General features: G+C 73.0%; 22 protein-coding genes. 11 read left to right on the top strand and 11 right to left on the bottom strand.

Annotation, left to right across the window (positions count from 1 at the left end; all coding sequences use genetic code 11):
* Positions 1–3: 3 nt before the first annotated feature.
* From BLU82_RS30650 to BLU82_RS30640, 3 genes are read right to left on the bottom strand one after another with little or no spacing between them, the layout of a single operon-like run.
* On the bottom strand, positions 4–1,374 hold the full coding sequence (locus BLU82_RS30650; RefSeq protein ID WP_092624631.1) for an NAD(P)(+) transhydrogenase (Re/Si-specific) subunit beta: 1,371 nt from the start codon (positions 1,372–1,374) through the stop codon (positions 4–6).
* Positions 1,371–1,682 carry an NAD(P) transhydrogenase subunit alpha gene (locus BLU82_RS30645; RefSeq protein WP_092624630.1) on the bottom strand — a complete coding sequence of 104 codons (312 nt, stop codon included), beginning with the start codon at positions 1,680–1,682 and terminating at the stop codon, positions 1,371–1,373. Before BLU82_RS30645 ends, BLU82_RS30650 begins: the two co-directional genes overlap by 4 nt.
* Positions 1,679–2,803, bottom strand: coding sequence for an NAD(P) transhydrogenase subunit alpha (locus tag BLU82_RS30640; protein ID WP_092624629.1), 1,125 nt, complete (start codon positions 2,801–2,803; stop codon positions 1,679–1,681). The genes BLU82_RS30645 and BLU82_RS30640 overlap by 4 nt, the downstream gene beginning before the upstream one ends.
* Positions 2,804–2,955: 152 nt before the next feature.
* On the opposite strand from BLU82_RS30640, the gene BLU82_RS30635 reads away from it, so the two are divergent.
* Positions 2,956–3,138 (top strand): hypothetical protein, encoded by a 183-nt coding sequence (locus BLU82_RS30635; protein ID WP_069110143.1) that lies wholly within the window; start codon positions 2,956–2,958, stop codon positions 3,136–3,138.
* Here BLU82_RS30635 and BLU82_RS30630 read toward each other — a convergent pair.
* From BLU82_RS30630 to BLU82_RS30620, 3 genes are all read right to left on the bottom strand, one after another.
* Positions 3,074–6,157 carry a glycoside hydrolase family 38 C-terminal domain-containing protein gene (locus BLU82_RS30630; protein ID WP_092624628.1) on the bottom strand — a complete coding sequence of 1,028 codons (3,084 nt, stop codon included), beginning with the start codon at positions 6,155–6,157 and terminating at the stop codon, positions 3,074–3,076. The two genes, BLU82_RS30635 and BLU82_RS30630, sit on opposite strands and share 65 nt — an antisense overlap.
* Before the next feature lie 111 nt (positions 6,158–6,268).
* Complete coding sequence (locus BLU82_RS30625) at positions 6,269–7,246, bottom strand: hypothetical protein (RefSeq protein WP_092624627.1); 978 nt, start codon at positions 7,244–7,246, stop codon at positions 6,269–6,271.
* A gap of 169 nt (positions 7,247–7,415) precedes the next feature.
* Positions 7,416–8,003 (bottom strand): TetR/AcrR family transcriptional regulator, encoded by a 588-nt coding sequence (locus tag BLU82_RS30620; protein WP_092624626.1) that lies wholly within the window; start codon positions 8,001–8,003, stop codon positions 7,416–7,418.
* Between the two features lie 173 nt (positions 8,004–8,176).
* On the opposite strand from BLU82_RS30620, the gene BLU82_RS30615 reads away from it, so the two are divergent.
* A complete protein-coding gene (locus tag BLU82_RS30615; RefSeq protein ID WP_092624625.1) occupies positions 8,177–9,055 on the top strand; it encodes a phosphatase PAP2 family protein in 879 nt (292 codons plus the stop codon).
* Between the two features lie 54 nt (positions 9,056–9,109).
* Here the strand turns inward: BLU82_RS30615 and BLU82_RS30610 are convergent, their stop codons facing one another.
* Complete coding sequence (locus BLU82_RS30610; RefSeq protein ID WP_092624624.1) at positions 9,110–10,621, bottom strand: MFS transporter; 1,512 nt, start codon at positions 10,619–10,621, stop codon at positions 9,110–9,112.
* 60 nt (positions 10,622–10,681) lie between these two features.
* On the opposite strand from BLU82_RS30610, the gene BLU82_RS30605 reads away from it, so the two are divergent.
* Positions 10,682–11,059: a MarR family winged helix-turn-helix transcriptional regulator gene (locus tag BLU82_RS30605; protein WP_092626560.1), complete on the top strand. Its 378-nt coding sequence runs from the start codon at positions 10,682–10,684 to the stop codon at positions 11,057–11,059.
* Positions 11,060–11,065: 6 nt separating this feature from the next.
* On the opposite strand, the gene BLU82_RS30600 is transcribed toward BLU82_RS30605, so the two are convergent.
* Together BLU82_RS30600 and BLU82_RS30595 are read right to left on the bottom strand one after the other, a co-directional pair.
* A complete protein-coding gene (locus BLU82_RS30600) occupies positions 11,066–11,959 on the bottom strand; it encodes an NAD(+)/NADH kinase (protein ID WP_092624623.1) in 894 nt (297 codons plus the stop codon).
* The gene (locus tag BLU82_RS30595; protein WP_092624622.1) at positions 11,959–12,963 is read right to left on the bottom strand and encodes an SPFH domain-containing protein; all 1,005 of its coding nucleotides are present in this window, start codon (positions 12,961–12,963) and stop codon (positions 11,959–11,961) included. Before BLU82_RS30595 ends, BLU82_RS30600 begins: the two co-directional genes overlap by 1 nt.
* Before the next feature lie 85 nt (positions 12,964–13,048).
* On the opposite strand from BLU82_RS30595, the gene BLU82_RS30590 reads away from it, so the two are divergent.
* Both BLU82_RS30590 and BLU82_RS30585 read left to right on the top strand, forming a co-directional pair.
* A complete protein-coding gene (locus BLU82_RS30590; RefSeq protein ID WP_092624621.1) occupies positions 13,049–13,741 on the top strand; it encodes an NUDIX domain-containing protein in 693 nt (230 codons plus the stop codon).
* Positions 13,742–13,791: 50 nt separating this feature from the next.
* Positions 13,792–14,655, top strand: coding sequence for an NAD-dependent protein deacetylase (locus BLU82_RS30585; RefSeq protein WP_231947616.1), 864 nt, complete (start codon positions 13,792–13,794; stop codon positions 14,653–14,655).
* Here BLU82_RS30585 and BLU82_RS30580 read toward each other — a convergent pair.
* Positions 14,645–15,103 carry an aminoacyl-tRNA deacylase gene (locus tag BLU82_RS30580; RefSeq protein ID WP_092624620.1) on the bottom strand — a complete coding sequence of 153 codons (459 nt, stop codon included), beginning with the start codon at positions 15,101–15,103 and terminating at the stop codon, positions 14,645–14,647. The two genes, BLU82_RS30585 and BLU82_RS30580, sit on opposite strands and share 11 nt — an antisense overlap.
* A gap of 22 nt (positions 15,104–15,125) precedes the next feature.
* Positions 15,126–18,197, bottom strand: a complete 3,072-nt coding sequence (locus BLU82_RS35345; RefSeq protein ID WP_157741363.1) for a hypothetical protein — start codon at positions 18,195–18,197, stop codon at positions 15,126–15,128.
* Between the two features lie 253 nt (positions 18,198–18,450).
* Between BLU82_RS35345 and BLU82_RS30570 the strand changes: the two genes are divergently transcribed.
* Genes BLU82_RS30570 through BLU82_RS30545 form a run of 6 tightly spaced genes read left to right on the top strand, consistent with a single transcriptional unit; the run spans position 18,451 to position 24,505 of the window.
* Positions 18,451–19,236: a sigma-70 family RNA polymerase sigma factor gene (locus BLU82_RS30570; protein WP_092624618.1), complete on the top strand. Its 786-nt coding sequence runs from the start codon at positions 18,451–18,453 to the stop codon at positions 19,234–19,236.
* 38 nt (positions 19,237–19,274) lie between these two features.
* Entirely contained in the window at positions 19,275–19,970 is a 696-nt protein-coding gene (locus BLU82_RS30565; RefSeq protein WP_092624617.1) for an SAF domain-containing protein, read from the top strand.
* Complete coding sequence (locus tag BLU82_RS30560; protein WP_092624616.1) at positions 19,967–20,791, top strand: hypothetical protein; 825 nt, start codon at positions 19,967–19,969, stop codon at positions 20,789–20,791. Before BLU82_RS30565 ends, BLU82_RS30560 begins: the two co-directional genes overlap by 4 nt.
* Positions 20,788–22,602 carry a CpaF family protein gene (locus tag BLU82_RS30555; protein WP_092624615.1) on the top strand — a complete coding sequence of 605 codons (1,815 nt, stop codon included), beginning with the start codon at positions 20,788–20,790 and terminating at the stop codon, positions 22,600–22,602. The genes BLU82_RS30560 and BLU82_RS30555 overlap by 4 nt, the downstream gene beginning before the upstream one ends.
* Positions 22,599–23,468, top strand: coding sequence for a type II secretion system F family protein (locus tag BLU82_RS30550; protein WP_092624614.1), 870 nt, complete (start codon positions 22,599–22,601; stop codon positions 23,466–23,468). The genes BLU82_RS30555 and BLU82_RS30550 overlap by 4 nt, the downstream gene beginning before the upstream one ends.
* On the top strand, positions 23,465–24,505 hold the full coding sequence (locus tag BLU82_RS30545) for a type II secretion system F family protein (protein WP_092624613.1): 1,041 nt from the start codon (positions 23,465–23,467) through the stop codon (positions 24,503–24,505). Before BLU82_RS30550 ends, BLU82_RS30545 begins: the two co-directional genes overlap by 4 nt.
* The last annotated feature ends 5 nt before the right edge of the window (positions 24,506–24,510 follow it).

Genomic DNA, 24,510 nt, shown 5'->3' with positions numbered 1-24,510 from the left:
CGCTCAGAGCGACTTCAACGCCGTCACGAGCGCCGTCAGCGACGCCTTCGCGTCACCGAACAGCAGCGTCGTCTTCGCGTCGAAGAGCAGCTCGTTCTCGATGCCGGCGAACCCGGGCCGCATCGAGCGCTTGAGGAACACGATCGCGCCGGCGTGGTCGGCGTCGAGGATCGGCATGCCGTAGATCGGCGACCCCGGCGACGTCCGCGCGGACGGGTTGACCACGTCGTTCGCCCCGACCACCAGCGCGACGTCGGCCGTGCGCAGCTGGCCGTTGGCGGTGTCCATCTCGAGCAGTTGCTCGTACGGCACGTTCGCCTCGGCGAGCAGCACGTTCATGTGTCCCGGCATGCGCCCGGCCACCGGGTGGATGGCATAGCCTACCTCGACGCCGCGCTTCTCCAGCAGGTCGACCAGCTCGCGGATCGTGTGCTGCGCCTGCGCCACCGCCAGCCCGTACCCGGGCACGACGATGACCTTGCGGGCATACGCGAGCATGATCGCGACGTCGTCCGGCCCGGCCGAGCGGACCGGGCGGTCCGACACCTCGCCGCCGCCCGCGGACGAGCCGCCCTTGAACGCGCCGAACAGGATCGACGACACCGAGCGGCCCATCGCCCGCGCCATGGCCCGGGTGAGGATCGTGCCGCTCGCGCCGACCAGCGTGCCGGCCACCAGCAGCAGCGCGTTCTCAAGCACGTACCCGCCGGCGGCGACCGCCAGCCCGGTGAACGCGTTGAGCAGCGAGATGACGATCGGCACGTCCGCGCCGCCGACCGGCAGCACCAGCAGCACACCGGCCAGCAGCCCGACGATCGCCAGGATGATCGCCAGCGTCACGCTGCCGGTCGCGACCGTCCAGATACCCAGGCCGACCGCGGCGACCAGCACGCCGCCGAACACGAACGGGCCGCCGGGGAACGTGATCGGGCGGCCGGTCATCAGCTCCTGCAGCTTGAGGAAGGTGATGACAGAGCCGGAGAACGACACCGCGCCGATGAGGATCGTGAACGCGGACGCCGCGAGGGCGCCGTCGGACAGCAGGTCGGCGTGGCGCAGCTCGAGGATCGCGACGAGGGCGGCGGCGCCACCGCCGACGCCGTTGAAGAGGGCGACCAGCTGCGGCATCGCCGTCATCGCGACCCGCCGGGCGCCCAGAGCGCCCGGGACCGCACCCACCACGACGGCGAGCAGGATCCAGCCGAGGTTGTCGATGTCGTAGGCGATGAACGTGACGACGACGGCGAGCAGCGCGCCGACCGCGCCGATCAGGTTGCCGCGCCGGGCGGACTTCGGCGACGAGAGGCCCTTGAGGGCGAGGATGAAGCAGACGGCGGCGACGACGTAGCAGACCTGGGCCCAGACGGGGATCACGCGCCGCCCTCCTCGTCAGGGGCGGAGCGCGGTTTCCCGCCGAACATCTCCAGCATGCGGTCGGTGACGACGAACCCGCCGACCAGGTTCAGGGTCGCCAGCACGACCGCGATCAGCGCGACCACCAGCACGCCGGCCTCGTCCGCCGTCCCTGCCACGATGACCGCGCCGACGAGGATGACGCCGTGGATCGCGTTGGCGCCGGACATCAGCGGCGTGTGCAGCGTGGACGAGACCTTCGACACGACCTCGAACCCCACGAACACCGCCAGCACGAACACCGTCAGTAGCGCGACGCCCTCGGTCACTCGGCCTCCAGCAGCTCGCGGGTCGGTGCGTGCCGGACGGCGCCGTCGTGGGTGACGGCGGCGCCGTCGACGATCTCGTCGGCGAAGTCGGGCGTGACCTTGCCGTCGGCCGTCATCAGCAGCACCAGGTTGACGACGTTCGCGGCGAAGAGGCGGCTCGCGTGCACCGGCAGCTGGCTGGGCACGTTCCGCGCGCCCCAGACCAGTGCCCCGCCCATGGCGATCTCCGAACCCGCGACGCTGCCCTCGACGTTGCCGCCGGACTCCGCGGCGAGGTCGACGACGACGCTGCCGGGCCTCATCGCCTCGACGGCGGGCCGTTCCACCAGCAGCGGCGCCGCCCGGCCGGGCACGGCGGCGGTCGTGATCAGCACGTCGGACGCGGACACATGCGGCGCCAGCAGGTCGCGCTGCAGCTGGGCGCGGTCCTCGGTCATCTCGCGGGCGTAGCCGCCGGCGCCCTCGAGGCTGGGGAGGTCGAGCTCGACGAACTTCGCGCCGAGACTGCGCACCTCGTCGGCGGACGCGGCGCGCACGTCGTAGGCCTGGACGCGGGCGCCGAGCCGGCGCGCCGTCGCGATGGCCTGCAGCCCGGCCACGCCGGCGCCGAGCACCAGCACCTCGGCCGGCGGGATGGTGCCGGCGGCGGTCATCGACAGCGGGAAGAACCGGGGCAGCTTCTCGGCCGCCACGAGCACCGCGCGGTACCCGGCGACCAGCGCCTGCGACGTGAGCGCGTCCATCGACTGCGCCCGCGAGATGCGCGGCACCAGCTCCAGCGAGAACGCCGTCACCCCGGCGTCGCGGGCGGCGCGGACGACGTCGAGCTCCTGAGTCGCGGGCAGGAACGAGACGGTGACGGCGCCGGAGCGCAGTCCGGCGAGGCGCGACGGCGGCAACGGCTGCACCGACACGACGACGTCGGCGCTCGCCCACGCGTCCGGCCCGGCCACGGCGGCGCCCACCGCCTCGTACGCCGCATCGGTGTGCAGGGCGCCCAGCCCGGCGCCGGACTCGACGACGACCTCGAGGCCGGCGCTGGTCAGCCGCCCGACGAGGTCAGGAACCAGCGCGACCCGGCGCTCGTGTTCACGGGTCTCGGCAGCGACGACGACCTTCATCGCCCGCAGACGTTACCGGTCGGGCGGGGGTGATCGACAGGGGTTTGCCACGTGTTGGTCGGTCCCGTAGGGGACGGCCCCTCCCGTGGATGGAGACGAAACGGCCTCCACCGGGGACAATGGAAGGAGCAACCCTTGAGAAAGGACCCGCCATGGGCAAGAACACCGGTTGGATCGTCGGAGGTGCGGCCGCGGCGATCCTCGCGCTCTGGCTGCTGCCCTTCTGGCTCTTCGTCGTGCTGCTGATCGGCATCCCGGTCGCCGGCTACCTCATGCTCGACCCATCCCAGCGGCGTCGCCTGCGCGGGCGCCGGAACCGTCAGATCGGGCAGTAAGCCGCAGCGTCACGATCTGGAACGGCCGCAGTCGAAGCGTCACGCCGTCACCCCCGGTGACCAGCGCCGACGCTTCGATCGGCCGTTCCAGCAGGTCGGTCTCCTCGACACCGGCCAGCGGGAACGACGCCGTCAGCGTCGCCGTCGCTCGCCCGCCGCCCGACTCGTAGAGCCGCACGACGACGTCGCCGGAGCGGTCGTCGGCCAGCTTGACCGCCGACACGACGACGGACCCGCCGCTCACCCGGACCAGCGGCTCGACCTCGTGACCGGCGCCCTCGACCAGCCGCGCCGGCAGGTTGAGCGCGTACCCCTCGCGCACCGCGTCGTCGATGGACGCGCCCGGCACCAGCGAGTACCGCAGCGTGTGCACGCCCTGGTCGGTCTCGGGGTCGGGGTAGCGCGGCGCCCGCAGCAGCGACAGCCGCACGGTCGTCGTGGTGCCGCCGGACGGCGCCGCGCCGCGGCGGACGTCGTGGCCGTAGGTGGAGTCGTTGACCAGCGCCACGCCGTAGCCGGGCTCCTCGAGATGCACGAACCGGTGCGCGCACACCTCGAACCGCGCCGCGTCCCACGACGTGTTCTCGTGCGTGGGCCGGTAGTGGTGCCCGAACTGCGTCTCGTACGCCGCCCGCTGCGTCTGCACGTCCAGCGGGAACGCCGCCTTGAGGAACTTCTCCCGCTCGTGCCAGTCGACCTCGGTGCTGACGTCGACGCGCTTGGCGCCGGGCGCGAGGGTGAGCTCCTGGACGACGTGCGAGTCGCCGAAGGTGCGCGCCACCCTGACGGTGTCGCCGCCAGCGCTCAGCTCGTCGACGCCGACGAGGTCGGTGACCGTGTTGCGGTAGAACTCGTCGACGTCCCAGGCGTCCCACTGGTTGGGGAGGTCCTGGTGCAGCTGCAGCAGGTTACCGGGACCGGCCAGCACCTCGCGGCCGGCCTCGAGGTCGAGCACCGACGTGAGCAGCCCGCGTCCGTCGACGGTCACCCGGAGCAGGCCGTTGTCGAGGACGTAGCCGCCGTCGGCCGCGACGACCTCCGTCGACGGCGACGACGACGCGACCGGAGCCGCCGCGAAGGCCGGGACGTCGCGGCGGCCGTGCGGCGCCGCGTTGAACGCGACCGTGGTGTCGCCGTCGCCCGCGAGCGCGCGCTGCGCCCGTCCGACGATCTCGGTCAGCTCGGCGGTGATCGCCGCGTACTGGTCGCGGGCCTCGCGGTGCACCCAGGCGATGGACGAGCCGGGCAGGATGTCGTGGAACTGGTTGAGCAGCACCAGCTTCCAGATGCGGTCGAGGTCGTCGTACGGGTAGTCGGCCGCGCCCGCCACGGCCGCCGTCGCCGACCACAGCTCGGCCTCGTGCAGCAGGTGCTCGCTGCGCCGGTTGCCCTGCTTGGTCTTGGCCTGCGACGTGTACGTGGCACGGTGGATCTCGAGGTACAGCTCGCCGGTCCACACCGGCGCGTTCGGGTACTCGGCCTCGGCGGCGGCGAAGAACTCGGACGGCTTCTCGATGGCGACCCGCGGCGAGCCCTCCAGGTCGGCCGTCCGGCGGGCCTGCGCGATCATCTCGCGGGTCGGGCCGCCACCGCCGTCGCCCCAGCCGAACGGGACCAGCGACCGGTTCGCGTCGCCCTTGTCGCGGAAGTTGCGCACGGCGTGCGCCAGTTCCCCGCCGGACAGGTCGGAGTTGTAGGTGTCGACCGGCGGGAAGTGGGTGAAGACGCGGGTGCCGTCGAGGCCCTCCCACCAGAAGGAGTGGTGCGGGAAGACGTTCTGCTTGTTCCAGGAGATCTTCTGGGTGAGGAACCAGCGCGACCCCGACAACGTCACCAGCTGCGGCAACGCCGGCGAGTAGCCGAACGAGTCGGGCAGCCAGACCTCCAGGGTGTCGATGCCGAACCGGTCCAGGAAGTACCGCTTGCCGTGCACCAGTTGCCGGGCCATCGCCTCTGACCCCGGCAGGTTGGTGTCGGACTCGACCCACATGCCGCCGACCGGCACGAACCGCCCGCCTTCGACCTGCTCGGCGACGCGTTCGAACACCTCGGGACGGTGCTCCTCGATCCAGGCGTACTGCTGCGCCGACGACATCGCGTAGACGAGGTCGGGGTACTCGTCCAGCAGGTTGACCACGTTCGACGTCGTGCGCGCGACCTTGCGGACGGTCTCGCGGACCGGCCACAGCCACGCGCTGTCGATGTGCGCGTGCCCGACGGCGGACAGCCGGTGCGCGCTGGCGTTGGCCGGCTTGGCGAGCACGCCGATCAGCTCGGCCCGGGCCGCCGCCGCGGTGCCGGCGACGTCCTGCAGGTCCAGCGCGTCCAGCGCCCGCTCGACGGCGCGCAGCAGCTGCCAGCGTCGCGGCTCGCCCTCGGGCAGTTGCGGCATCAGGCCGCCGATCGCCTCGAGGTCCTGCCACAGCTCCCACACGTCCTGCTCGAACACCGCGACGTCGGCGCGGTTGACGCGGTACAGCGGCTCGCTGCCGGCGGTCGACTTCTCGCCGAGCGGCGTCACGGCGAACGGCGAGTCGCCCTCCAGCCGCGGGTTGGCGGCGGCCTCGACGTAGAGGTCGATCAGCTCGCCGCCGGACACCGGGTCGCCGACCGGCAGCCACACGTTGCGCGGGTGCAGGCCCTTCACGACCGTGCCGTCCGGACGGTAGGCCAGGCCCTCGGCCTGGAACCCGGCGAACCGGTTCTCCCAGCCGAGGTCGAGCACCAGCTCGACCCGGCGGCCGGCCGCCCCGGCCGGCACCTCGCCGGTCACGTGGAACCACGACGTGCCCCACGGCGGCCCCCACCGCTCACCCACCTCGACCGGGACGTAGCGGCCGTCGGCGACCGCCTCGCCGCCGGGCAGCGCGACCCGCGGCGGCACCGGCTCGCCCTGGCCGCCGTCGACGTGCCAGACCGTCAGGGACAAGGGAGCGACCGTGCGGTGGACGGCCGGCCTGAGCCGCTGGCCCAGGACTCGCTTCAGGCGCTTCTCGACCAGGGCTCGGTTGTCGTGCATGCGGGGTTCCAGCCTCCGTCGGACGGACTGCGATGCGGGGGCCGCGACGCGGGGACGGCGGCCCGGACGACAACGTTACGGCCTTGTGGGAACGTCCCCACAGGGTGTCGGTCAGTCCGTGCAGCCGACCGCGTCGAGCGCCCCCGTCAGCTCCGACGTCGTCAGGTAGCCGCAGCCGCCGACGACGTACGCGACGGTCTCGGCCTGCAGCACGTTCCCGGGCGGGACCCGCCGCGACGGCCAGTCCGGGAACGTCGCGACGTCGGCGCCCGGATCGGGCGACCGGTACTCCAGCACCTCGTCGTAGGTGCGCAGCAGGACGCGGCCGGCGGCGAGGTCGGCGGACGCGTCGGTGACGACGTTGCCGACGATGCCCGCGAGGAACCCGTTCTCCGGCTCGGGCAGCGCGATCTCGCCCAGCAGCGCCAGCTCACCGCCGTCCGCCGGGCCCCGGTAGAGCCGGGTGCTGCCGGTCTCGCCGGTGTCCTCGTCGAACGGGGCCTTGCTGACGATCAGCGGGCGGCCGTCCGGGTCCACGAGCAGCGCCTCGGCGTCGGTCGGGCCGTCCTCGTAGCGGTACTCCAGCGCGTCGGCGTCGACGCTGCCCGGCGGGTCGTCGAGGTCCGGTTCCGGCGCGCGGTAGACGACGACGTGGTCGCGGCCGACGTGGTCGCCGATGTCGCCGACGTACAGGCACGAGGTGCTGGCGTCGTCGCCGCATGGGCCGACGGCGAGCGCCTCGGCGTTCTCGGTGTCCATGCCGGCCAGCTCGATGGTCGCGACGAGCGTGCCGTCGTCGCGGACCACGGCCACCTCCGACGTGCCGGGCTCGTCGCTGACGACGTAGTAGAGGCCCGGCGTGCGGACGCTGCCCGCCATGCCACTGACCTCGACGACGGTGTCGTCACCGAGCGTGCCGACGTTCTCGGCCTCGCCGTAGCAGGGACTGTCGCAGTCGGGCTCCTGCGGCTCCTCCTGCGGCTGCGACGACGGCGCCGAGGTCGCGCCGAGAGTACCCCCGCCGGAGGGTGAGCCGGGCTCCGTCGCATCCGAGCAGGCCGCCAGCGGCAGGACCGCCGCAAGCGTCACGACAAGCACACGACTCCCCGTTGCCCCACGTGTCACGGCGGCGCGCAAGTTTTTCCCCTGTTCCCTTCGCGTTCGACGTCGGCCGGACTAGCCTCGTGTCAAGAGCGGCACCATTCTCGCCCCCCGGGGTGGTGCCGCTCGGGCGTACCCGGGCCTGGTGTCGCCCGCGTCAGGCCGACGCCACGTCGCGCACGTGCTCCGTCAGCCCCAGCACGTCGCGCACCACCCGCAGCAGCTGCGGGCGCAGCTCCTCGTTCGAGACGTCGGGCAGCGCCAGGATCGCGACGATGACGCCCAGCGCCGCCGACGTCCGCACCCGCTGCTCGACCGACAGATCGCCGTTGGCCAGCAGCGCCGCCAGCCGCGCGTCGTTGGCGCGCATGCGGCTGAGCAAGGTCGAGTTCGACACGCCGGCGAGATCGTTCATCGCGTACGTGGCGACCCGCCGGTGCGCCAGCAGGAGGTCGATGTAGCGCTCGACGAGCGTCAGCCGCCAGCCCGCGCTGCCGATGGCCGCGGTGTCGGATTCCGCGTCGGCGATGATCCAGTCCTCGCCGTCGACCATCGGCCGCAACAGGTCGTCGAGAATCTCCACCTTGGTCCGATAGTGGTAATAGACCGCCGCCTTGGTGATGCCCAGTGCGTCGGCGATCTCACGCAGCGTCGAGCGCTCGTAGCCCTGCCGGGAGAACAGGTCGAGCGCGACCTCGCGGATGTTTCCGGCTGTATCCGCGCCGGGTCGTCCCTCGTCGGTCATCTCCGTCGCCGCCTCGCTGATCGGGAAGTGAGGGCGGCCACACAATACGTTAACTACTTGCCGGCCGACAAGTGCGGTCGTAGCGTGAGACCCACAGCACTTGTCGGCCGACAAGTAGAGGCACACTTCAGGGGGTGCTGGCGCTCCTCGCACGTCGCCAGCTTGGAGGACCGATGGCCTCGGACACCATGTCGCGGCGACCACCCACGCTGCGCCGCGTCCGCTCCGACTCACGACTCGCCACGGCGGTGAAGGAGATCGGATTCCTGCTCTCCGCCGCACTGCTCTACACGCTCGTCCGCGGTCTCACCAGCGACCGCGTTGACGCCGCGTTCCGTCACGCCGAGGACGTCATCTCGTTCGAGAAGACGCTCGGCATCAACGTCGAGACCGACCTCCAGGGCCTGATCCTCGACCACGAATGGGCGGTCGACGCCGCCAACGGGTTCTACATCTACGGCTACTGGCCGGTGTTCGTGCTGACGCTGGTCTGGCTGATCGCCCGCCGTCCGGCGGCCTATCCGTTCTACCGCAACGCGCTGCTCGCGTCCGGCGCGTTCAGCCTGGTCATCTTCGCGTTCTACCCACTCGCGCCGCCGCGGTTCCTGCCGTGGCACGGCTTCGTCGACACCATCTCGCTCGAGGCGCCGACGTACCGCGAGATGAACTCGCCGACGTTCGTCAACGAGTACGCGGCCATGCCCAGCCTGCACTTCGGCTGGATCCTGCTGCTGGGCATCGCGTGGGTGGCGCTGTCGCGGGTGCTGGTCGTCCGCATCATCGGCGCCACGATGCCGCTGCTGATGTTCGCCGCCATCGTGCTCACCGGCAACCACTACGTCGTCGACGCCCTGGTCGGTGGCGGCGTGGTCGTCGCCGGCATCGGGGTGGCCGTGCTGATCGAGCGGACCAAGCGCAAGCGCGCGGTCCAGGCCGCCATCGACGACGCGCACGAGTCGTCCTCACCCTCGCCCGAGTCCGACGAGGACGACGGCTCGCCGGGCGGGGCCATCCCGTCGCAACGCACCCCCAACCTCTCGCGGGTGCGCTGAAGCCCCCGGCTGGTCCGTGGGGCCGGGGTGGCCCCGGCCCCACGGACCCTCTGGTCACGACGCGGCCGGCTCCAGCACCTTGTCGTCCTCGACGGGGTCCGGCTCGACGTCGTCGCGACGGCGCCGCCTGAGCACCATCACCGCCAGGCCGGCGATCGCGACCCCCGTCACCAGCACCAGGCCGGGCCGGAACTGGTCGAACGTCGCGGCGTCCATGCCCTCGGCCGAGTGCGACCCGGCCGTCACGAGCGCCGTGGTCGCCGCGAGCACCACGGCGCCGCCGATCTGCCCGGACGTCTGGACCAGCCCGGCCGCGAGCCCCTGCTCGGAGTCGTCGACGCCGGCCGTGGCCTGCGACATGAGCGCGGAGAACGCGAGCATGAAGCCGAGCCCGATCAGCACCACGCTGGGCAGGATGTCCGTCGCGTAGGCCGGCGACGGGTCACCGCCGAAGGCCAGGAACCACAGGTACGCCCCGCTCAGCGACACCAGCGCCGCGATGATCGGCCGCTGCGTCCCGTAACGGTCGATCACCCGGCTCATGTACGGCGAGCCGAACGCGACGATCAGGCCGGCCGGGAGCAGCGCGAGCGCCATCCGCAGCGGCGTCCAGCCGAGCGCCGCCTGGAAGTAGATCGTCAGCATGAACTGGAAGCTCAGGTACGACCCGAACAGCGCGATCATCCCGAGGTTGGCCCGCACGATCGTGGCGATGCGCAGGATGCCGAGCCGGACCAGGGGATGCGCGACCCGCTGCTCGATCAGCACGAACGCCGTCAGCAGCGCGACGGCCAGAACGAACAGGACGATGGTCACGGGGTCGGCCCAGCCGCGTTCCGGCGCGGACACGACGGAGTAGACGGCGAGCAGCATGCCCGCGGTGAGCGTGGCCGCACCGGCGAGGTCGTGCCCACCGGCGTCGGCGGGACGGTCGCGCGGGATCAACGCGATGCCGGCGACCAGCGCCAGGATCGCGAGCGGCACCGGCATGAGGAAGTTCCAGCGCCAGCCGGCGCTGGTCAGCAGGCCGCCGAGGATGAGCCCGGACGAGTAGCCGCTGGCGCCGAAGACGGCGAAGATCGACAGCGCCTTGTTGCGCGCCGGCCCTTCGCGGAAGGTGGTGGTCAGGATGGACAGCGCCGTGGGCGCGGTGAACGCGGCGGCGACACCCTTGACGAACCGCGTGACGATCAACAGCGTGCCGTCGTCGACGAGCCCGCCGATCAGCGAGGCGACGGCGAAGACGGCGAGGGCGATCAGGAACACCCGGCGGCGGCCGAGCAGGTCGGCCGTGCGGCCGCCGAGGAGCAGCAGCGCTCCGTAGCCGAGCACGTAGCCGTTGACGATCCACTGCAGCGAGGTGGTCGACAGCCCCAGCTCGGTGCCGATCGACGGGAGCGCGATGCCCACCATCGACACATCGAGCCCGTCGAGGAACATCACCAGGCACAGCACACCGAGGACGCCCCACAGACGCGGGGTCCAACGCTGATCGTCGTGTGCGGAAGAGGTGGAACGCGGTGCGGCGATTGCAGTCACGAGGCGAGACGTTACATGCACGTGCATGAGATGCACAAGCATTTAATGTCCTTGCATAGATGTGGTCCCGGTGCTATGGTGCGCTGCATGGGCAGGACCGGGGAGCGTGAGCTGGTAGGCCAGTGGCGCGACCTCATGACCTGCTACAACAAGATCGCGTGCGACCTCGATCGCGAGCTGCAGGACCAGCACGGGCTCGGCCTCAGCGAGTTCGAGGCGCTCGACCGGCTGATCGAATCGGGGCAAGAGAAGCTCCGCATGCACGAGCTCGCCGAAGGCATGTACCTCAGCCAGAGCGCCTTCTCCCGCACCGTCGCCCGGCTCGAACGGGCCGGCCTGGTCGGACGCTCCATGTGCATGGACGACCGCCGCGCTATGTTCGTCAAACCCACCGACGACGGCCGCGCCCGCCATGCCGAAGCCCGCGACACCCACCGCAAGGTCCTCGGCCACCACCTCGGCTGAGCGGTCTCACCCGGTCACCAGGCAGAGCGTCGTCTCCGCCACGCCCACCAGCAACTGCTGGCCCCAACTCAGCACGAGCCGGTCCGCCTCCAGGCCATCGCCGAACACCACCAGGCCGTCCGTCTCGGCGGTCAGCGCCAACCGGTCGCCGGCCGCCAGCAGCCCCTCGACGCGGCTCGTCCCGGTCGACGGCGACGGCCAGGCCTCGCGGACGAACCACGCCAGCGTGCGGTCGGCCGGACCAGGCAGCCGTAGCGGCGCGGGCCGGCCTCGCACGAGCGATGCGCACCACCCGGTCGCCCCGGTGCCGGTCCCGACGATGACCCCCGACGACGACTGCCGCTCCGGCTCGCGACCCGGCGCCGTCAGCAGGTAGCGCGCCGACTGGTGACTGGCGTGACCGGCGAAGACCTCGTTGACCGCGACGAGGCGCTGACCGTCGTCCAGTTCCGCCGCGACCATCGTCCGCCGCTCGGTGCCCGCCCGATCCGCGACGACGTCCGCCAGCAGCCGGGCGGCCCGGTTCGGCGCATGCCGGACGAGGACACCCGGGTTGCGGTCCGGGTCCGGGTTCACACCGACGACCGGCTGGCCGTCCAGGTATTTCGCCACGTTCGCGACCAGCCCATCCGGTCCGACGACGACCACGATGTCGCCGCCCTCGAACCGGAACCGGTCGAGGTCGGCCCGCTCGACCGCGCCGCGTCGCCAGTCACTCGGCACCGCGACCGCGACCTCCTGCCGCGCCGCCTCGTCGGCGTCATGCCGGTGCTGGACGGCTGCGAGGTCACGGCCGCGTCCCCGCAGGAAGAACTCGGCCTGGCCTCGCGTGCCGTGCCGGTCGACCAGTTCCTCCAACTCGGTGCGACGGTGAACGACCACCACCCGCGGCGCGAGCATCAGCGCGCCGTACCGTCGGTCAGCTTGGCCAGCACCGACGTGACCAGATCCGGCGTCACGTTGACCATGCCGATCTCGGGCAGTCCGCCGGCCAGCTCCCGCAGCGCCAGCGCCAGCAGCGTGCCATGGTCCAGCTCAGACACGACGGCCATCCGCGCGGCCTCCGCGTCCGCCGCGGCGGTCCCCGTCCGCCGGACGCGGTCGGCTTCGGCCGCGGCGGCCAGCCCGATCCGCTCCGCCTCGGCCGCGGCGGCGATCCGTGCGGCCGCCGCCTCCTCCGTCGCCCGTCGCCGTTCGTTGGCGCCGTGCTGGGCGACCAGCCGTTCCTCACGAGCGGCGAGCTCGATCTTCGACTGCAGCTCGTTCTCGCTGATCACCCGCTCCCGTTCCACGGCGTGCGCTCGGCGCTCGTAGGTGGCGCGGTCGGCGTCCTCCTGGATCAGCTCGCGAGCCGGCGTCTGCAACGCGCGCTCGAGGTCCGGATCGGGTCGAACCGCGACGACGCGCACGTCCAGCACCACGATGCCGGTGTCGCCCAGCCTGGCGTCGCCGACGAGACCGGTGCGCAGCCGCTCGCGGATCGCGGTCGCGCCCGCACCGAGCGCGTCAGCCATCGCGGTCGTCAAGAGCAGGTCGGCGGCGTGCTGCTGTGCCGTCTCCGTCAGCAGGTGGGCGACCTGATCGAGCGGCGCCGAGCGCCAGCGGCCGGTCGCGGTGTCGATGGCGAAGTCGAGGCGCCCGGCGATCTGCTCGGGGTCGGCGAACCGGTACGTCACCGTCGCCTGAACAGTCACCTTCTGGAAGTCGCTGGTGCGGGCATGGAACAGCAGCGGCAACTCGCGATCGTCGACGGGAACTTCGCTGAGCGCGGCCGTCAGTGGCCGGAACCAGAACGAGCAACTGGTGCCGCTGTGCACGACACGGTCGCCGCGCTGATGGACGACGTGTTCGGTCGGGGTCGACCGGAGGTGCCGGACGAGGCCGAACCTGCGGATCTCTGCCATCTCTGGTGTCCTCTCTCCTTTATCGTCGCTTCGACGATAAAGGAGCTCATCAATAATCGTCAAGGTGACGAGATAGGATGCCCGCATGGCCGGTTCCGACCACCCACCGTTCGCGGTCACCGTCGACCTCGTGCTCCTCACGGTGCGCTCCGGACGCTTCGCCGCCCTGATCGTCGAGCGCGGGGAGCAGCCGTTCCGCGGCCGGCTCGCCCTTCCAGGCGGCTTCATCCGTCCCGACGAGGACCTCCCCGACGCGGCGCTGCGCGAGCTACGTGAGGAGACCGGGCTGGCGCCGGCGCTGGGCCATCTCGAGCAGTTGGCCAGCTATGGCGCCCCCGGACGCGACCCCCGCCAACGTGTCGTGTCCGTCGCTTACCTCGGGCTGATGCCGGACCTCCCCGAACCCGTCGCCGGCAGCGATGCCGCGGCCAGCCGGTTCCTACCGGTCGACTCGTTGCTGCGAGCGGCGGACTCCCTCGCCTTCGACCACGGGGTGATCCTCGCCGACGGAGTCGAGCGCGCCCGGGCGAAGCTCGAGTACACGTCGCTGGCCACGGCGTTCTGCCCCTCTGAGTTCACGGTGGGCGAGCTGCGCGCCGTCTACGAGGCCGTCTGGGGAGTCGACCTCGATCCGCGCAACTTCCACCGCAAGGTCACCGGCACGCCCGGCTTCCTCGCACCCACCGGCGCCTCCACCACCCGCGGCGGCGGCCGGCCGGCCCAGCTCTACCGCCGTGGACCCACGAGCACACTGATGCCGCCCCTCCTCCGCACCTGACGGTTACGGCTCGGGTGTTCTCGCCGCCGTCCTCGGCATAGGCTCGAAGCGTGCTCGACCGCATCGACCCCGGCCACCCGGCCTGGCCGGCCGTCGGCGAGGCGACGTCGGTGCTGTCGGGCCGTCCGGTCGCCGTGCTGACCGGGGCCGGCATCTCCACCGACTCCGGCATCCCCGACTACCGCGGCCCCGACTCCCCGCCGCGCACCCCCATGACCTACCAGCAGTTCGTCGGCGACCCCGACCGCCGCCGCCACTACTGGGCCCGCAACCACGTCGGCTGGCGCCACGTCCACCGCACCCGGCCGAACCCCGGCCACGTCGCCGTCAGCCGCCTGGAGGCCGGCGGAGCCGCGGTCGGCGTCATCACCCAGAACGTCGACACCCTGCACGACGCCGCCGGTAGCCGCAACGTCATCGACCTGCACGGACGCTACGACCGCGTCATCTGCCTCAACTGCCGCCGCGTCGTTCCGCGCGACCACGTCGCCACCCGGCTCACGGCGCTCAACCCCGACTTCGCCGACGAGGTCGCCGACGCCGAGATCGCGCCCGACGCCGACGCCGTCATCGAGGCGACCGCCCATTTCCGGGTGGCCGACTGCGAGGTGTGCGGCGGCATCCTCAAACCGGACATCGTCTACTTCGGCGAGAACGTGCCGAAGCCGCGGGTCGAGGCGGCCTACGCGCTGGTCGACTCCGCGGCGGCGCTGCTGGTCGCCGGGTCGTCGCTCACCGTCATGTCAGGGTTGCGGTTCGTGCGGCACGCGCACCGCACCGGCCGCCCGGTGGTCATCGTCAACCGCGGCGCCACCCGCGGCGACGACCTCGCCACCGTCAAGGTCGACGCCGGCTGTTCACCCGTGCTGACGGTGTTCGTCTCGGTCCTGACCGGCTCCGCCGTCAGTCGGTGACGTCCGCGACCGTCGCGTCGAGCGTCTTCACCAGGTCGTCGCCGTCGACCGTGGCCGACACCCCGAACGCGCCGGCGCCGATCGACACCGTCCGCCCGAGCACCCGCTCGTCCGCGATGACCGGCCACGCCCGCGTCGCCCCGAACGGCGTGATCGTGCCGCGTTCGTACCCCGTGACGTCGCGCGCCGTCTCGGCGTCGGGCATCGACAGCCGCTTGACGCCGAACAACGTGCGCAGCTTCGGCCACGCGATGGTGCGGTCGCCGGGGACCAGCACGAACACGTAGTCGTCGTCGGCGCGCCGCACCACGATCGTCTTGATGACGGCGGCCGGCTCGACCCCGCGCGCGGCGGCGGCCTCCTCGAGGCTGTTCACCGGTGGGTGACGGACGATCTCATGGGCCAGCCCCGACTCGCGCAGGGCCTCGACGCCGCGTTCTTGGGTCATGTCCAGAAGCGTATGCGGCCGCTCACCTCCCCGCCGTCGACCGGGGCCGGCCGCGCCCGTGCGATCCCGCCGCCGGGTCCGCCGCCGCGTCCACCGACCTGCGGCCGGACTCGCCGGGCACCGCCCGCTCACCGGACGCCCCCGGCTCACCAGCCGCTCCCGGTTCGCCGGCCGCTCCCGGTTCGCCGGCCGCTCCCGGTTCGCCGGGCGCACCCGCCCGGCGGCCCGCGCCCTGCGCACCGCCACGTTCACCGCCGCGCTCACCGCCACGTTCACCGCCGCGATCACCGCCCCGCTCGCCGCCCGCTCGGAGTCGCTCGATCAGCTCCTCCGTCTCGGCCTCCAGATCGCCGCCGAGGTCCGCCGCCGTGGCCCGCAGCTTGTCGATCGTCCCCAGCAGCCGGCCGGGATCGCCGAGCGCCGCTTCGGCCTTGAGCCGGTCGCGCCACAAGAGCTCGACCCCCGGCTCGACGGACAACCCGAGCAGCGCCGCACGCAGCGCCTCCCACGCGTCGCCGTCGACGAGCGACCGCAGCGCCACCTCGTGACACGCGTCGACGATGCTCGCGATCATCTCCTGCGCGAGGTGATCGGCCCATGTGTACCGACGCCGGCCCCGTCCGGAGAACGGCCGCCCGCTGACGAGGTCGAGCGCGGCCCGCAACTCGGCGTTGCCGGCCCGCGCCGGACCGTCCGGGAGCAGGTCGCACCACTCGTCCCAGTCGCTGCGGATGCCCGGGCGCAGCGTGTAGCCGCTGTCGGTGCGCGGCAGCAGCGACGCCCCGGCCGCGTCGGTACCGAGCCAGCGTCGGAGCTTCGAGATCGCCGTCCCGCGCGTCGTCTTCGTCACCGCCGAGCCCGGCCAGATCGCCTCGTCGATCGCCGTCGAGTCGCAGCCCGGGTTCAGCGCGATGAACATCGCCAACTCGGTCAGCTGGCCGAGCTTCGTCTGTTCGCCAAGCTCAGCGGCGTTCTCTACCTCGACCGGTCCGAGCATCAGCAGTCGCGGCAGCGTCCGTCCCGGTGCCGCCGTGGCCCGCGGCAGGACCGGGCGGGCCGCCTCGACCGGCCTACGGCGATCCGTCCGCACTGACGGGGCACCCGTCGCCCGAACCGCCTCGCCCCGAGCCTCCGCGGCCTCTTCACCGCGGCCCAGCTTCGCGCCGACGCCGCCCGCCGAGACCTCGACCATCGGCACACCAGCCTCCTCCGTGTCGGACCGGTCCGTCCCGGCGGCGGCCTGCAGCAACCGGACGAAGCGGCCGCGGGTCTCCTCGTCCAGGAGCTGTGGCCGGATCGGCACCCCGAGCGGATCGAGGATCGCCGTCGGCCGCTCCGGCGTCCCGTCCAGCCGCAGCACCCAGGTCGCCCCACCGGAGTGCGGGACATGGCCGCGAAGTCGGTGGCCGCGTGACGGCGGACCGACGGACTCGCCGCTGCCGACCACCGCCGCGACGGCCACGCGCGGCGCCGTGACGATCAGCCCCTCGAGCCGATCCCACTGATCGGCTGGCAGTGGTTCCGCGATCACCACGATCTCCGGCGTCCACGTGGCGTCGGCGACCTGCGTGACGCGGGCCGCGCCGAGGCCGCTGACACCGGCCGTGGCCAGCAGCAACCGGTCGTCCGCCACCCGCACCGTGAGCTCGTCCAGCAACCGCCCGACGTCGGTGACGTGGCGGACCCGGCCGGTGTCGAGCAGGTCGAGGTCGGCCAGCGCCGGCGCCCCGACCACGGTGACCCGCAGGTCGTCGGCCCACGCGCTGGTGGCCAGCTCCGCGGCGACCGCCGTCAGCGCCGACCGCACCAGCTCCGTCCTGCCGTCGACCACCAGCGCGCCGACCTGCTCGAGATCGAGCAGTACCAGCGCGTCGTCGTGGTCGTGCCCGAGCGTGACGAGGCTCGGGTACGGCGCCGGCACGTCCGCGTCCACGTCGGCCACCTCGTCGAGCGGCGCCGTCCAGACACCGCCGTGCGCGGTGCCCGCGAACGGCGGCGGCAGTTCCGCCGGCGCGGCGAGGTACAGCTCGAGGGTGCGCTTGGTGAGGCGGACGGCGCGCAACGGCGGCAGCCCGCGCCCGGTCTGCGCCAGCCGGGCGGCCAGCCCACGCAGCACCCGGTCGACCACGGTGACGGCGACGGGATCGGCGGCCTGCCGCAGCTCGGTCTCGGCGCGCTGATCGGACGGGCTGCCTCCGCCGAGCCGCCGCCCCGGACGCCGATGCCGCTGCTCGCGCACCCTTCGGGCGGCCAGCACCCCGACGAGCGCCGCCGCCAACACCGCGCCCACGCCGCCCGCCGTGCGCACCAGTTCGCCGTCGTCGTCGGCCTCCGCCGACCCACTGCCCTCCGTCAGCTGTTCGTCGCTCTCAGCCACCTCACCGGCCACACCCGCCGAGGCCGACGACGGGCCGCTCCGGACGTCCGCCCGTGCGGGGCCACCGGTATCGGGCAGGTCTCCGCGCGTGGCCGGCAGCGTGAGCGTCCACCCCGGCGCGATGAGATCGGCATCGACGAGCCGCCGCCCATCGGGCTGTACCGTCGCCGCCGACGCCGCCACGATCTCCGGATACCGGCGCGGATCACCGAGCCGGTCGCCCGCGACGTCCCACAACGTGTCGCCGTCGACCACGACGTGCGTGCCCGCGGGCAGCGCGCCGACGAGGTCGGTGGTGACCGGCGGCGCCGGTTCCCAGGGCGGCGGCGCACCCGATGCGGCGAACGCGACGTGACCACCCGCGCCGACCGCGGCGACCGTCGCGACCAGGCCGGCGACGAGTCGCTGCTGCGCACGCAGTCCGGGCACCCGCGGCGCCGGCCGTCCACGGATCGCCGCAGGGATCTCCACGACGAGGCTGAGCACGAACGTGCCCCACCCCAGCCAGCCGGCGGCGACCAGCAGCGCCAGGAACAACGCACCGTCGTCGGGACGAACGGCGGCGGATCGGACGTCGGCCAGCGAGGGCCACTCGCTGGGCAGCGGTGAGCCGCCGGCAGCCCACAGGACCACCGGCACACCCAGGATCAGGGCCGCGAGGCCGAGCAGTGCCGCCAGACCACGCAGCACGGCACGCGGTGTCGACGAAGCGATCACGTGCAACTCCCCTCCAGCACACCGTCTGCTTTCTATGGGTGCGCTCGGGCCGGCGAATGTGACAGCCGGGGACGGACAAAGCCTTCCAGGATGCACGAGATGTCCCGGTCTTGCACGCGGAATCCAGGAGTCGCCGAAAAACGGGCAACCGCTCGACCCGGCTCAACGACCGTCAGGGCTAACTTCCGGGCTAACCGCTCGGGCTGAACTCCTGCGTGTCATCACCCCTCCGATCCGCGTTGGGAGCCCGCTGGTGAACACGCTCGCCATCCCCACCCACTCGTCCGTTCTCGTCACCGACCAACTCAATGCCGAATGGCGCCGGCTCGGCGCTCGCCCCATCCCGAAGCGCTGGCCGTTGCCCGCCCTCGCCGGCTGCACGGTGCTGGCCGAGGCCGCCGACGTCATCGGGCGCACGCGCCGAGATCAACCCTCTGTCGCCGACGATCTCCTGATCGGCCTGCTCGACCAACGCACCGAGTGCGACGACCACCTCGCCGGCCGTCTCGTCCTCCAGGTCATGCTCGGACGCGCCATCCGGCTCGCCCGGCGCGCCCACCGGTTCGGCATGCCCGGGGTCCGCGGCGACCTCCCGCAGCTCACCGGCGCCGCCGTGGCCGCGCTGTGGCACGCCATCGCGACGTACCCGGTCGACAGACGGCGGCACAAGGTCTCGGTGAACCTCTGCATGGACGCTCTGCGCTACTTCAACGTGTCGCTGGCCGACGACGCGCCCGACCTCGTCGACCCCACCGTCCTCGACACAGCCGAACCGCTGTTCCACCACGCCCCGGCGCCGGTCGTCGAGGTGTTCGCCACGCTGACCTGGGGCATCGGCAAGCAGATCATCACCGCCGATGACGCCGAGCTGCTCGTACGCGTCTACTGCCCGCTGCCCGGGCAGCACGGCGGCGCCCATCTCGTCGCCCGCGAGCTCGGGCTGTCCCCCGGCGCCGTCCGGCAGCGCTGCAGCCGGGCGATCCAGCGGCTCTCCACCGCCGTCCAGGACCACGGACCGGCGCTGACCACGGCGGCCTGACCAGCCGGGATCACCGCGCCGATCCGAAAGGAGACACCATGACGCAGAGCATCCGGCCAGAAGGCGCCGACGACCCGTTCGACCAGCCATTCGACGCCGGGTTCGACATCCCGGGCCCGCCCGTGCGGCGTTACCGGCGGCGGCCCGCGCTCATCGGGCTGGGCGTCGGTCTGCTGGCCACGTGTGGCGCGGGCGCGGCCTACCTGGCACAGACGTCCGGCGACACCGTCCCGGTGCTGGCGGTCACCGACACCGTGCACCGGGGCGAGGTGCTCGACGCCTCCCGGCTCACCACGGCGCGTGCGGCGCCCGATCCAGCGGTGCGGCCGGTCGCGGCGAGCCGGCTCCCTGACGTCGTCGGGCAGCGCGCCAGCACCGACCTGCCGGCCGGCACGCTGCTCACCGACGCCGCGCTCACCACGGCCGACGTCCCGGCTGCGGGGCAGAGCGTGGTCGGCGTTGCGGTCACCGAGGCGCAGTTGCCGCAGTCCGACCTCGTCCCGGGCGACCACGTCCGCGTCTTCGGCACGCCGAGCCTCGGCGACGCGCCGCCGTCCGACTCGCCCCGCGCGGTCGCGGCCACAGTGGTCGGCGTCTCCGCGGTCCTCGACTCCGGGCACGTGGTGGTCGACGTCGTGGTCGCCAACGACATCGCCGGCACGCTGGTGGCGAAGGCCGCCACCGGCCGGGTCGCCATCGTGCTCGACGCCGCGCAGGGCGGTGACGACCGATGACGCTGCTCGCGTTCACCTCGGTCCGCAGTGCTCCCGGCGTCACCACGACCACCCTGGTCGCCGCGTTGACCTGGCCGCGTCCGGTGCTGCTGGTCGAGGCCGACGTCGCCGGAAGCAGCAGCATCAAGGCGGGTCACCTGCGTGGCGAGGTCGACCACGAGCGCGGCCTCATCAACCTCGCGCTCGCCCACCGCAACGGCGCCCTGAGCCTCAGCACGTTGCGCGGGCAGACCATCGCCCTCACCGACGACGGCGCACGGCTCGCCCTCCCCGGTCTGGCCACGAAAGCGCAGGCCGCGAGCCTCACCGACGACTTCTGGGCCACGTTCGCGTCGCTGCTGCGCGGTGTCACCCGGCACGGCATCGACGTCCTCGTCGACGGCGGACGCTTCGGCATGCGGCACGGCCCCGACGCGCTGCTCCGTACGGCCGACCTCCTCGCCGTCGTGTGCCGAACGAGCCTCGACGATCTCGTCGCGGTGCGCGCGAACGCCGACCAGCTGCCCGACGTCACCGGCGACGCCGCACTCGATCGGCGCGGGCTCCTGCTCGTCGGCCCCGGACGACCACACCGCGCCGGCGAGGCGGCCGAGGCCACGACACTGCCGGTCTGGGCCGGCGTCGACTGGGATCCTGCCGCGGCCGAGCGCATCAACGGCCGCGAGCGCCTGCGCACCAGCCTGTCCCGGCTGATGTCGTCGCGGCTGGTCCGTTCCGGGCGCGGCGCGGTCGCGGAGCTCCTCGCGGCCGACGACCGGCGCCGCCGCGTCCTCGACGTCGCGCTCGAGACCACCGTGCTCAGTGGGAAGGGGGTCCGATGAGCGATCCGCAGATCACCGGACTACCGATCTTCACGGCACCGCCCGACGCCACGGCCGCCGGCACCGGCCCGCCGCGGCGCAGCATCCGCGAGGCGCTCGCCGCGCTGCCGCTGGCCACCCCACGCGGCGAGCCCGACGTCGACTGGGCCCTGGTCCGCGCGTTCCGCCAGCAGGCGGCCACGCGGCTGTCCGATCACGTCGACGACACCACCACCGAAGCCGGGCGCCGTGCGGCCGGTCGCGAGATCATCGCCCAGCTCCTCGACGAGCACGTCCGGCAGACGGTCACCACAGGCGGCGCCACCGTCGGCGTCGACCACCAGGCCGTGCTCGCCCAGGCGATCTTCGACGCCCTCTTCGGCCTGGGCCGGCTGCAGCCGCTCGTCGACGATCCCGCCGTCGAGAACATCGAGGTCTACGGCGCCGAGCCCGTGGTCGTCATCGACGGCGACGGCCGCATCAGCCGGCGGCCACCGGTCGTCGAGTCCCCCGAGGAGCTCGTCGACCTCCTGACGTTCCTCGCCTCGCGCGGCGGGAGCAGCGAGCGGACGTTCTCGACGGCCAGCCCGAGCCTGCATCTGCACCTGCACGGCGGGCACCGGCTGGCCGCGTCGGGGTGGACGACGCACCAGCCCGTCGTGGTCATCCGCCGCCACCGCCTGGTCGACATCGACCTCGACGACCTCGTCGAGCGCGGCACTCTGACTCCTCAGGCCGCAGCGTTCCTGCGGGCGGCGGTCCGGTCGCGCCGCAGCATCGTCGTGTCCGGTTCCATGGGCGCCGGCAAGACCACCCTGACCAGGGCTCTGGCCAACGAGATCGATCCCGAGGAGAAGCTCGGCACCATCGAGACCGAGTACGAGCTCGGTCTGCATCACCTGCGCGAGCGGCATCGGCGCATCATCGCCTGGGAGGCCCGGCCCGGCAGCGGTGAACGCGGCCCCGACGGTCGTGCCGTCGGCGAGATCACCCTCGACGACCTCGTCTACGACGCGCTCCGCATGAACCTCGACCGCCTCATCGTCGGCGAGGTGCGCGGGCGCGAGGTGCTGCCGATGTTCAAGGCCATGCAGTCCGGCGCCGGCTCGCTCTCGACCATCCACGCCCACTCCGCCCGCGCGTCGATCGAACGCCTGGTCACCTGCGCCATGGAGGCCGGTCACCGCGTCTCCGCCGAGTTCGCCTACCGCCAGATCGCCCAGCACGTCGACCTCGTCGTCCACGTCGAAACCCGCACCGCCCCCTCCGACGGCCGGCGCCGGCGAGTGGTCACCGAGATCATCGCGCTCGAGCCGGGCGAGCGTGGGTTACCGGCCATCACCGACGTGTTCCGCATCGGCCCCGGCGGTGAGTTGCGGCCCGACTCCACACCGTCCTGGCTGGCCGGCCTGCCACCGGCCGAGTCGGCGTGGGCTACAGGCCTGTCGGCCGCTACCGCATCACACGAACCCCCGCCGGCCCACTACCGCCGGGGCGCCAGCCCATCATCGGCCACGTCCAGTTGGGCCGCCGATCCACCGGTCGAGTCTGGATGGAGCACCAACCCGCCGAACGCCTTCGCCCCACACAACACCCCACCACCCCCGTCCGGATGGGGCGCTGGCCGTCCGGCCACTGCCGCGTCACAGAACACCCATCCGCCCGAATCCGGAAGGAGCACCGACCCGCCGACCGCCGTGGCCCCACATGACACCCCACCACCCGAGCTCCCGCCGCCCGACGGCAACGTCCGCCGCGGCGCAGGCGATCCGCGTCCGCAGCCGCGCATGGCGCTGCCCCGGCTCACCAGGCGCACCGGAGGCCGGTCATGAGGCCGGCCGTCGCCGCCATCACCGCGGTCGCCGGGCTGGGCGGGCTGGCGGCCGCTGGGTTCGGTCTGGCCAGAGCGCCGGACGATCCGGCGGCGCCCCAGCGCGCCGTGCTCGCCCGTTGCGCCAAGGCGCTCCGTGGCGCCACTCCGGCCGCCCGCCGGGCCCGTCGCCGCCTCGCCGCAGCCGGCGTCGTCGGGCTGGTGGTGTGGCTGGTCACGGGCTGGTTGCTGGCCGTCGCGCTCATTCCGGCGGCCGTGTGGGGGCTGCCAGTGCTGCTGCAGACCTCGTCCGCGAAGTCCGACATCATCCGGCTGGAGGCCATGAGTGACTGGGCTCAGAACCTCGCCACCGTGCTCGGGGTCGGCGTCGGCATCGAGCAGGCCGTCGCCGGCAGCCTGGTCACGGCGCCCGAACCCATCCGGCCGCAGGTCGCCCGGCTCGTGGCGCGGTTGCGGGCCCGCTGGGACACCGAGACAGCCCTGCGCACGTTCGCCGACGACCTCGACGACGCCACCGGCGATCTCCTCGCCGCGGCGCTGATCCTCGGCGCCCGTCGTCGCGGCAACCAGCTCAGCAGCGTCCTCGACGGCCTGGCCGCGGCCGTGCGCGACGACGTCCGCGCGCGGCGGAGCATCGACGCCGAGCAGGCGCGCGGCCGCACCACGGCCCGCTTGGTCACGGCGATCAGCGCGGGCGGGCTCGGCCTCATGCTGGTCACGCCGTACGCCGACCCCTACCGCGGCGGCTCCGGCCAGCTGCTGCTCATCGGCCTGCTGATCGGCTACGTCGGCTGTCTGGTGTGGATGCGCCGCATCACCGCCACACCGCGGCAACCCCGGATCCTCGTCGCCGGCGGTGCGCCATGACGACGACGCAGTTGGCGGTCCTGCTCGGGCTGGGCGCTGGAGCCGGGCTCCTCGTGCTGCTCCGTGAACTGGTCGGACGGGTGGGCCGGCTCCCGCATCCGGTGTTCACGGCGCAGCGGCTCACCGGAACGGCCGGTCCCGGCGCCGACCCCACCCGCGTCGCTGGGACGTTCGCGGACGCCGATGCGGACCTCCCACCGACCACTCACCCCAACGCCGCCGGCGTCACCACACCGACCATCCACTCCAACGCAGCCGGCGTCACCACACCGTCCATCCGCCCCGACCCATCCGGCATCGACGATGGCGGGCTGGCGGGCCGGCTGGGGCGAGTGGTCCTGCGACGTGCCGCCGGGTCGTCGTTGCTGCACGTCCCGTACCGCGACCTCGCCCTGCTCCGGCGCAGCGTGGCGCACTTCCTCGGCGAGCGCGCCATCTGCGCGGCCGTCGGTCTCGTGCTGCCGACGGCGGCCTCGGCGGCGTTGTCGATCGGCGGCGCCAGGCTCCCGTTCGTCGTGCCGGCGGTGACCGGCCTGGTCACGGCCCTGCTGCTGTCGTACCTGCCGCTCTACACCGTCGCCGACCTCGCCCGTGCCAAACGCGCGGAGTTCCGGCGGGCCATGTCCACCTACGTCGACCTCGTCGCCCTCGAACGCGCGGCCGGCTCCGGCGCCACGCAGTCGTTGGAGTCGGCGGCCCGCATCGGCGAGTCGTGGGCGTTCCAGCGCGTGCGCGACGAACTGGCGCACGCCCGCTGGGCCGGCGTCCCGGCCTGGGAGGCGCTGCGGACGGTGGGCCGCGAGCTCCGGCTGCCCGAGCTGACCGACACCGGCGACGTCATGCGCATGTCCGCCCGCGACGGCGCCACCGTCTATGACGTGCTCCGCACCCGCGCGTCGGCCATGCGCAGCGAGCTGCTGACCAGCGATCAAGCACGCGCCGGGTCTCGCACCGAGCGGGCGACGGCGCCGCTGGCCGCCACGGCGGTCGTGTTCATGCTGCTCCTCGCCGCCCCCGTCGCGATGCGGATCGGGTGATCGCC

It is taken from the genome of Jiangella sp. DSM 45060 (assembly GCF_900105175.1).
Classification (GTDB): Bacteria; Actinomycetota; Actinomycetes; order Jiangellales; family Jiangellaceae; genus Jiangella.
This window is presented reverse-complemented; position numbering and strand designations above follow the sequence as displayed.

What these genes read in the sequence shown, in the direction of transcription:
- BLU82_RS30630 (WP_092624628.1), bottom strand. Translation starts at nt 6,157, where the DNA reads ATGCACGACAACCGAGCCCTGGTCGAGAAGCGCCTGAAGCGAGTCCTG.
- BLU82_RS30620 (WP_092624626.1), bottom strand. Translation starts at nt 8,003, where the DNA reads ATGACCGACGAGGGACGACCCGGCGCGGATACAGCCGGAAACATCCGC.
- BLU82_RS30635 (WP_069110143.1), top strand. Translation starts at nt 2,956, where the DNA reads ATGGGCAAGAACACCGGTTGGATCGTCGGAGGTGCGGCCGCGGCGATC.
- BLU82_RS30580 (WP_092624620.1), bottom strand. Translation starts at nt 15,103, where the DNA reads ATGACCCAAGAACGCGGCGTCGAGGCCCTGCGCGAGTCGGGGCTGGCC.
- BLU82_RS30590 (WP_092624621.1), top strand. Translation starts at nt 13,049, where the DNA reads ATGGCCGGTTCCGACCACCCACCGTTCGCGGTCACCGTCGACCTCGTG.
- BLU82_RS30595 (WP_092624622.1), bottom strand. Translation starts at nt 12,963, where the DNA reads ATGGCAGAGATCCGCAGGTTCGGCCTCGTCCGGCACCTCCGGTCGACC.
- BLU82_RS30565 (WP_092624617.1), top strand. Translation starts at nt 19,275, where the DNA reads ATGACGCAGAGCATCCGGCCAGAAGGCGCCGACGACCCGTTCGACCAG.
- BLU82_RS30545 (WP_092624613.1), top strand. Translation starts at nt 23,465, where the DNA reads ATGACGACGACGCAGTTGGCGGTCCTGCTCGGGCTGGGCGCTGGAGCC.
- BLU82_RS30640 (WP_092624629.1), bottom strand. Translation starts at nt 2,803, where the DNA reads ATGAAGGTCGTCGTCGCTGCCGAGACCCGTGAACACGAGCGCCGGGTC.
- BLU82_RS30615 (WP_092624625.1), top strand. Translation starts at nt 8,177, where the DNA reads ATGGCCTCGGACACCATGTCGCGGCGACCACCCACGCTGCGCCGCGTC.
- BLU82_RS30605 (WP_092626560.1), top strand. Translation starts at nt 10,682, where the DNA reads ATGGGCAGGACCGGGGAGCGTGAGCTGGTAGGCCAGTGGCGCGACCTC.
- BLU82_RS30610 (WP_092624624.1), bottom strand. Translation starts at nt 10,621, where the DNA reads ATGCACGTGCATGTAACGTCTCGCCTCGTGACTGCAATCGCCGCACCG.
- BLU82_RS30560 (WP_092624616.1), top strand. Translation starts at nt 19,967, where the DNA reads ATGACGCTGCTCGCGTTCACCTCGGTCCGCAGTGCTCCCGGCGTCACC.
- BLU82_RS30600 (WP_092624623.1), bottom strand. Translation starts at nt 11,959, where the DNA reads ATGCTCGCGCCGCGGGTGGTGGTCGTTCACCGTCGCACCGAGTTGGAG.
- BLU82_RS30550 (WP_092624614.1), top strand. Translation starts at nt 22,599, where the DNA reads ATGAGGCCGGCCGTCGCCGCCATCACCGCGGTCGCCGGGCTGGGCGGG.
- BLU82_RS30555 (WP_092624615.1), top strand. Translation starts at nt 20,788, where the DNA reads ATGAGCGATCCGCAGATCACCGGACTACCGATCTTCACGGCACCGCCC.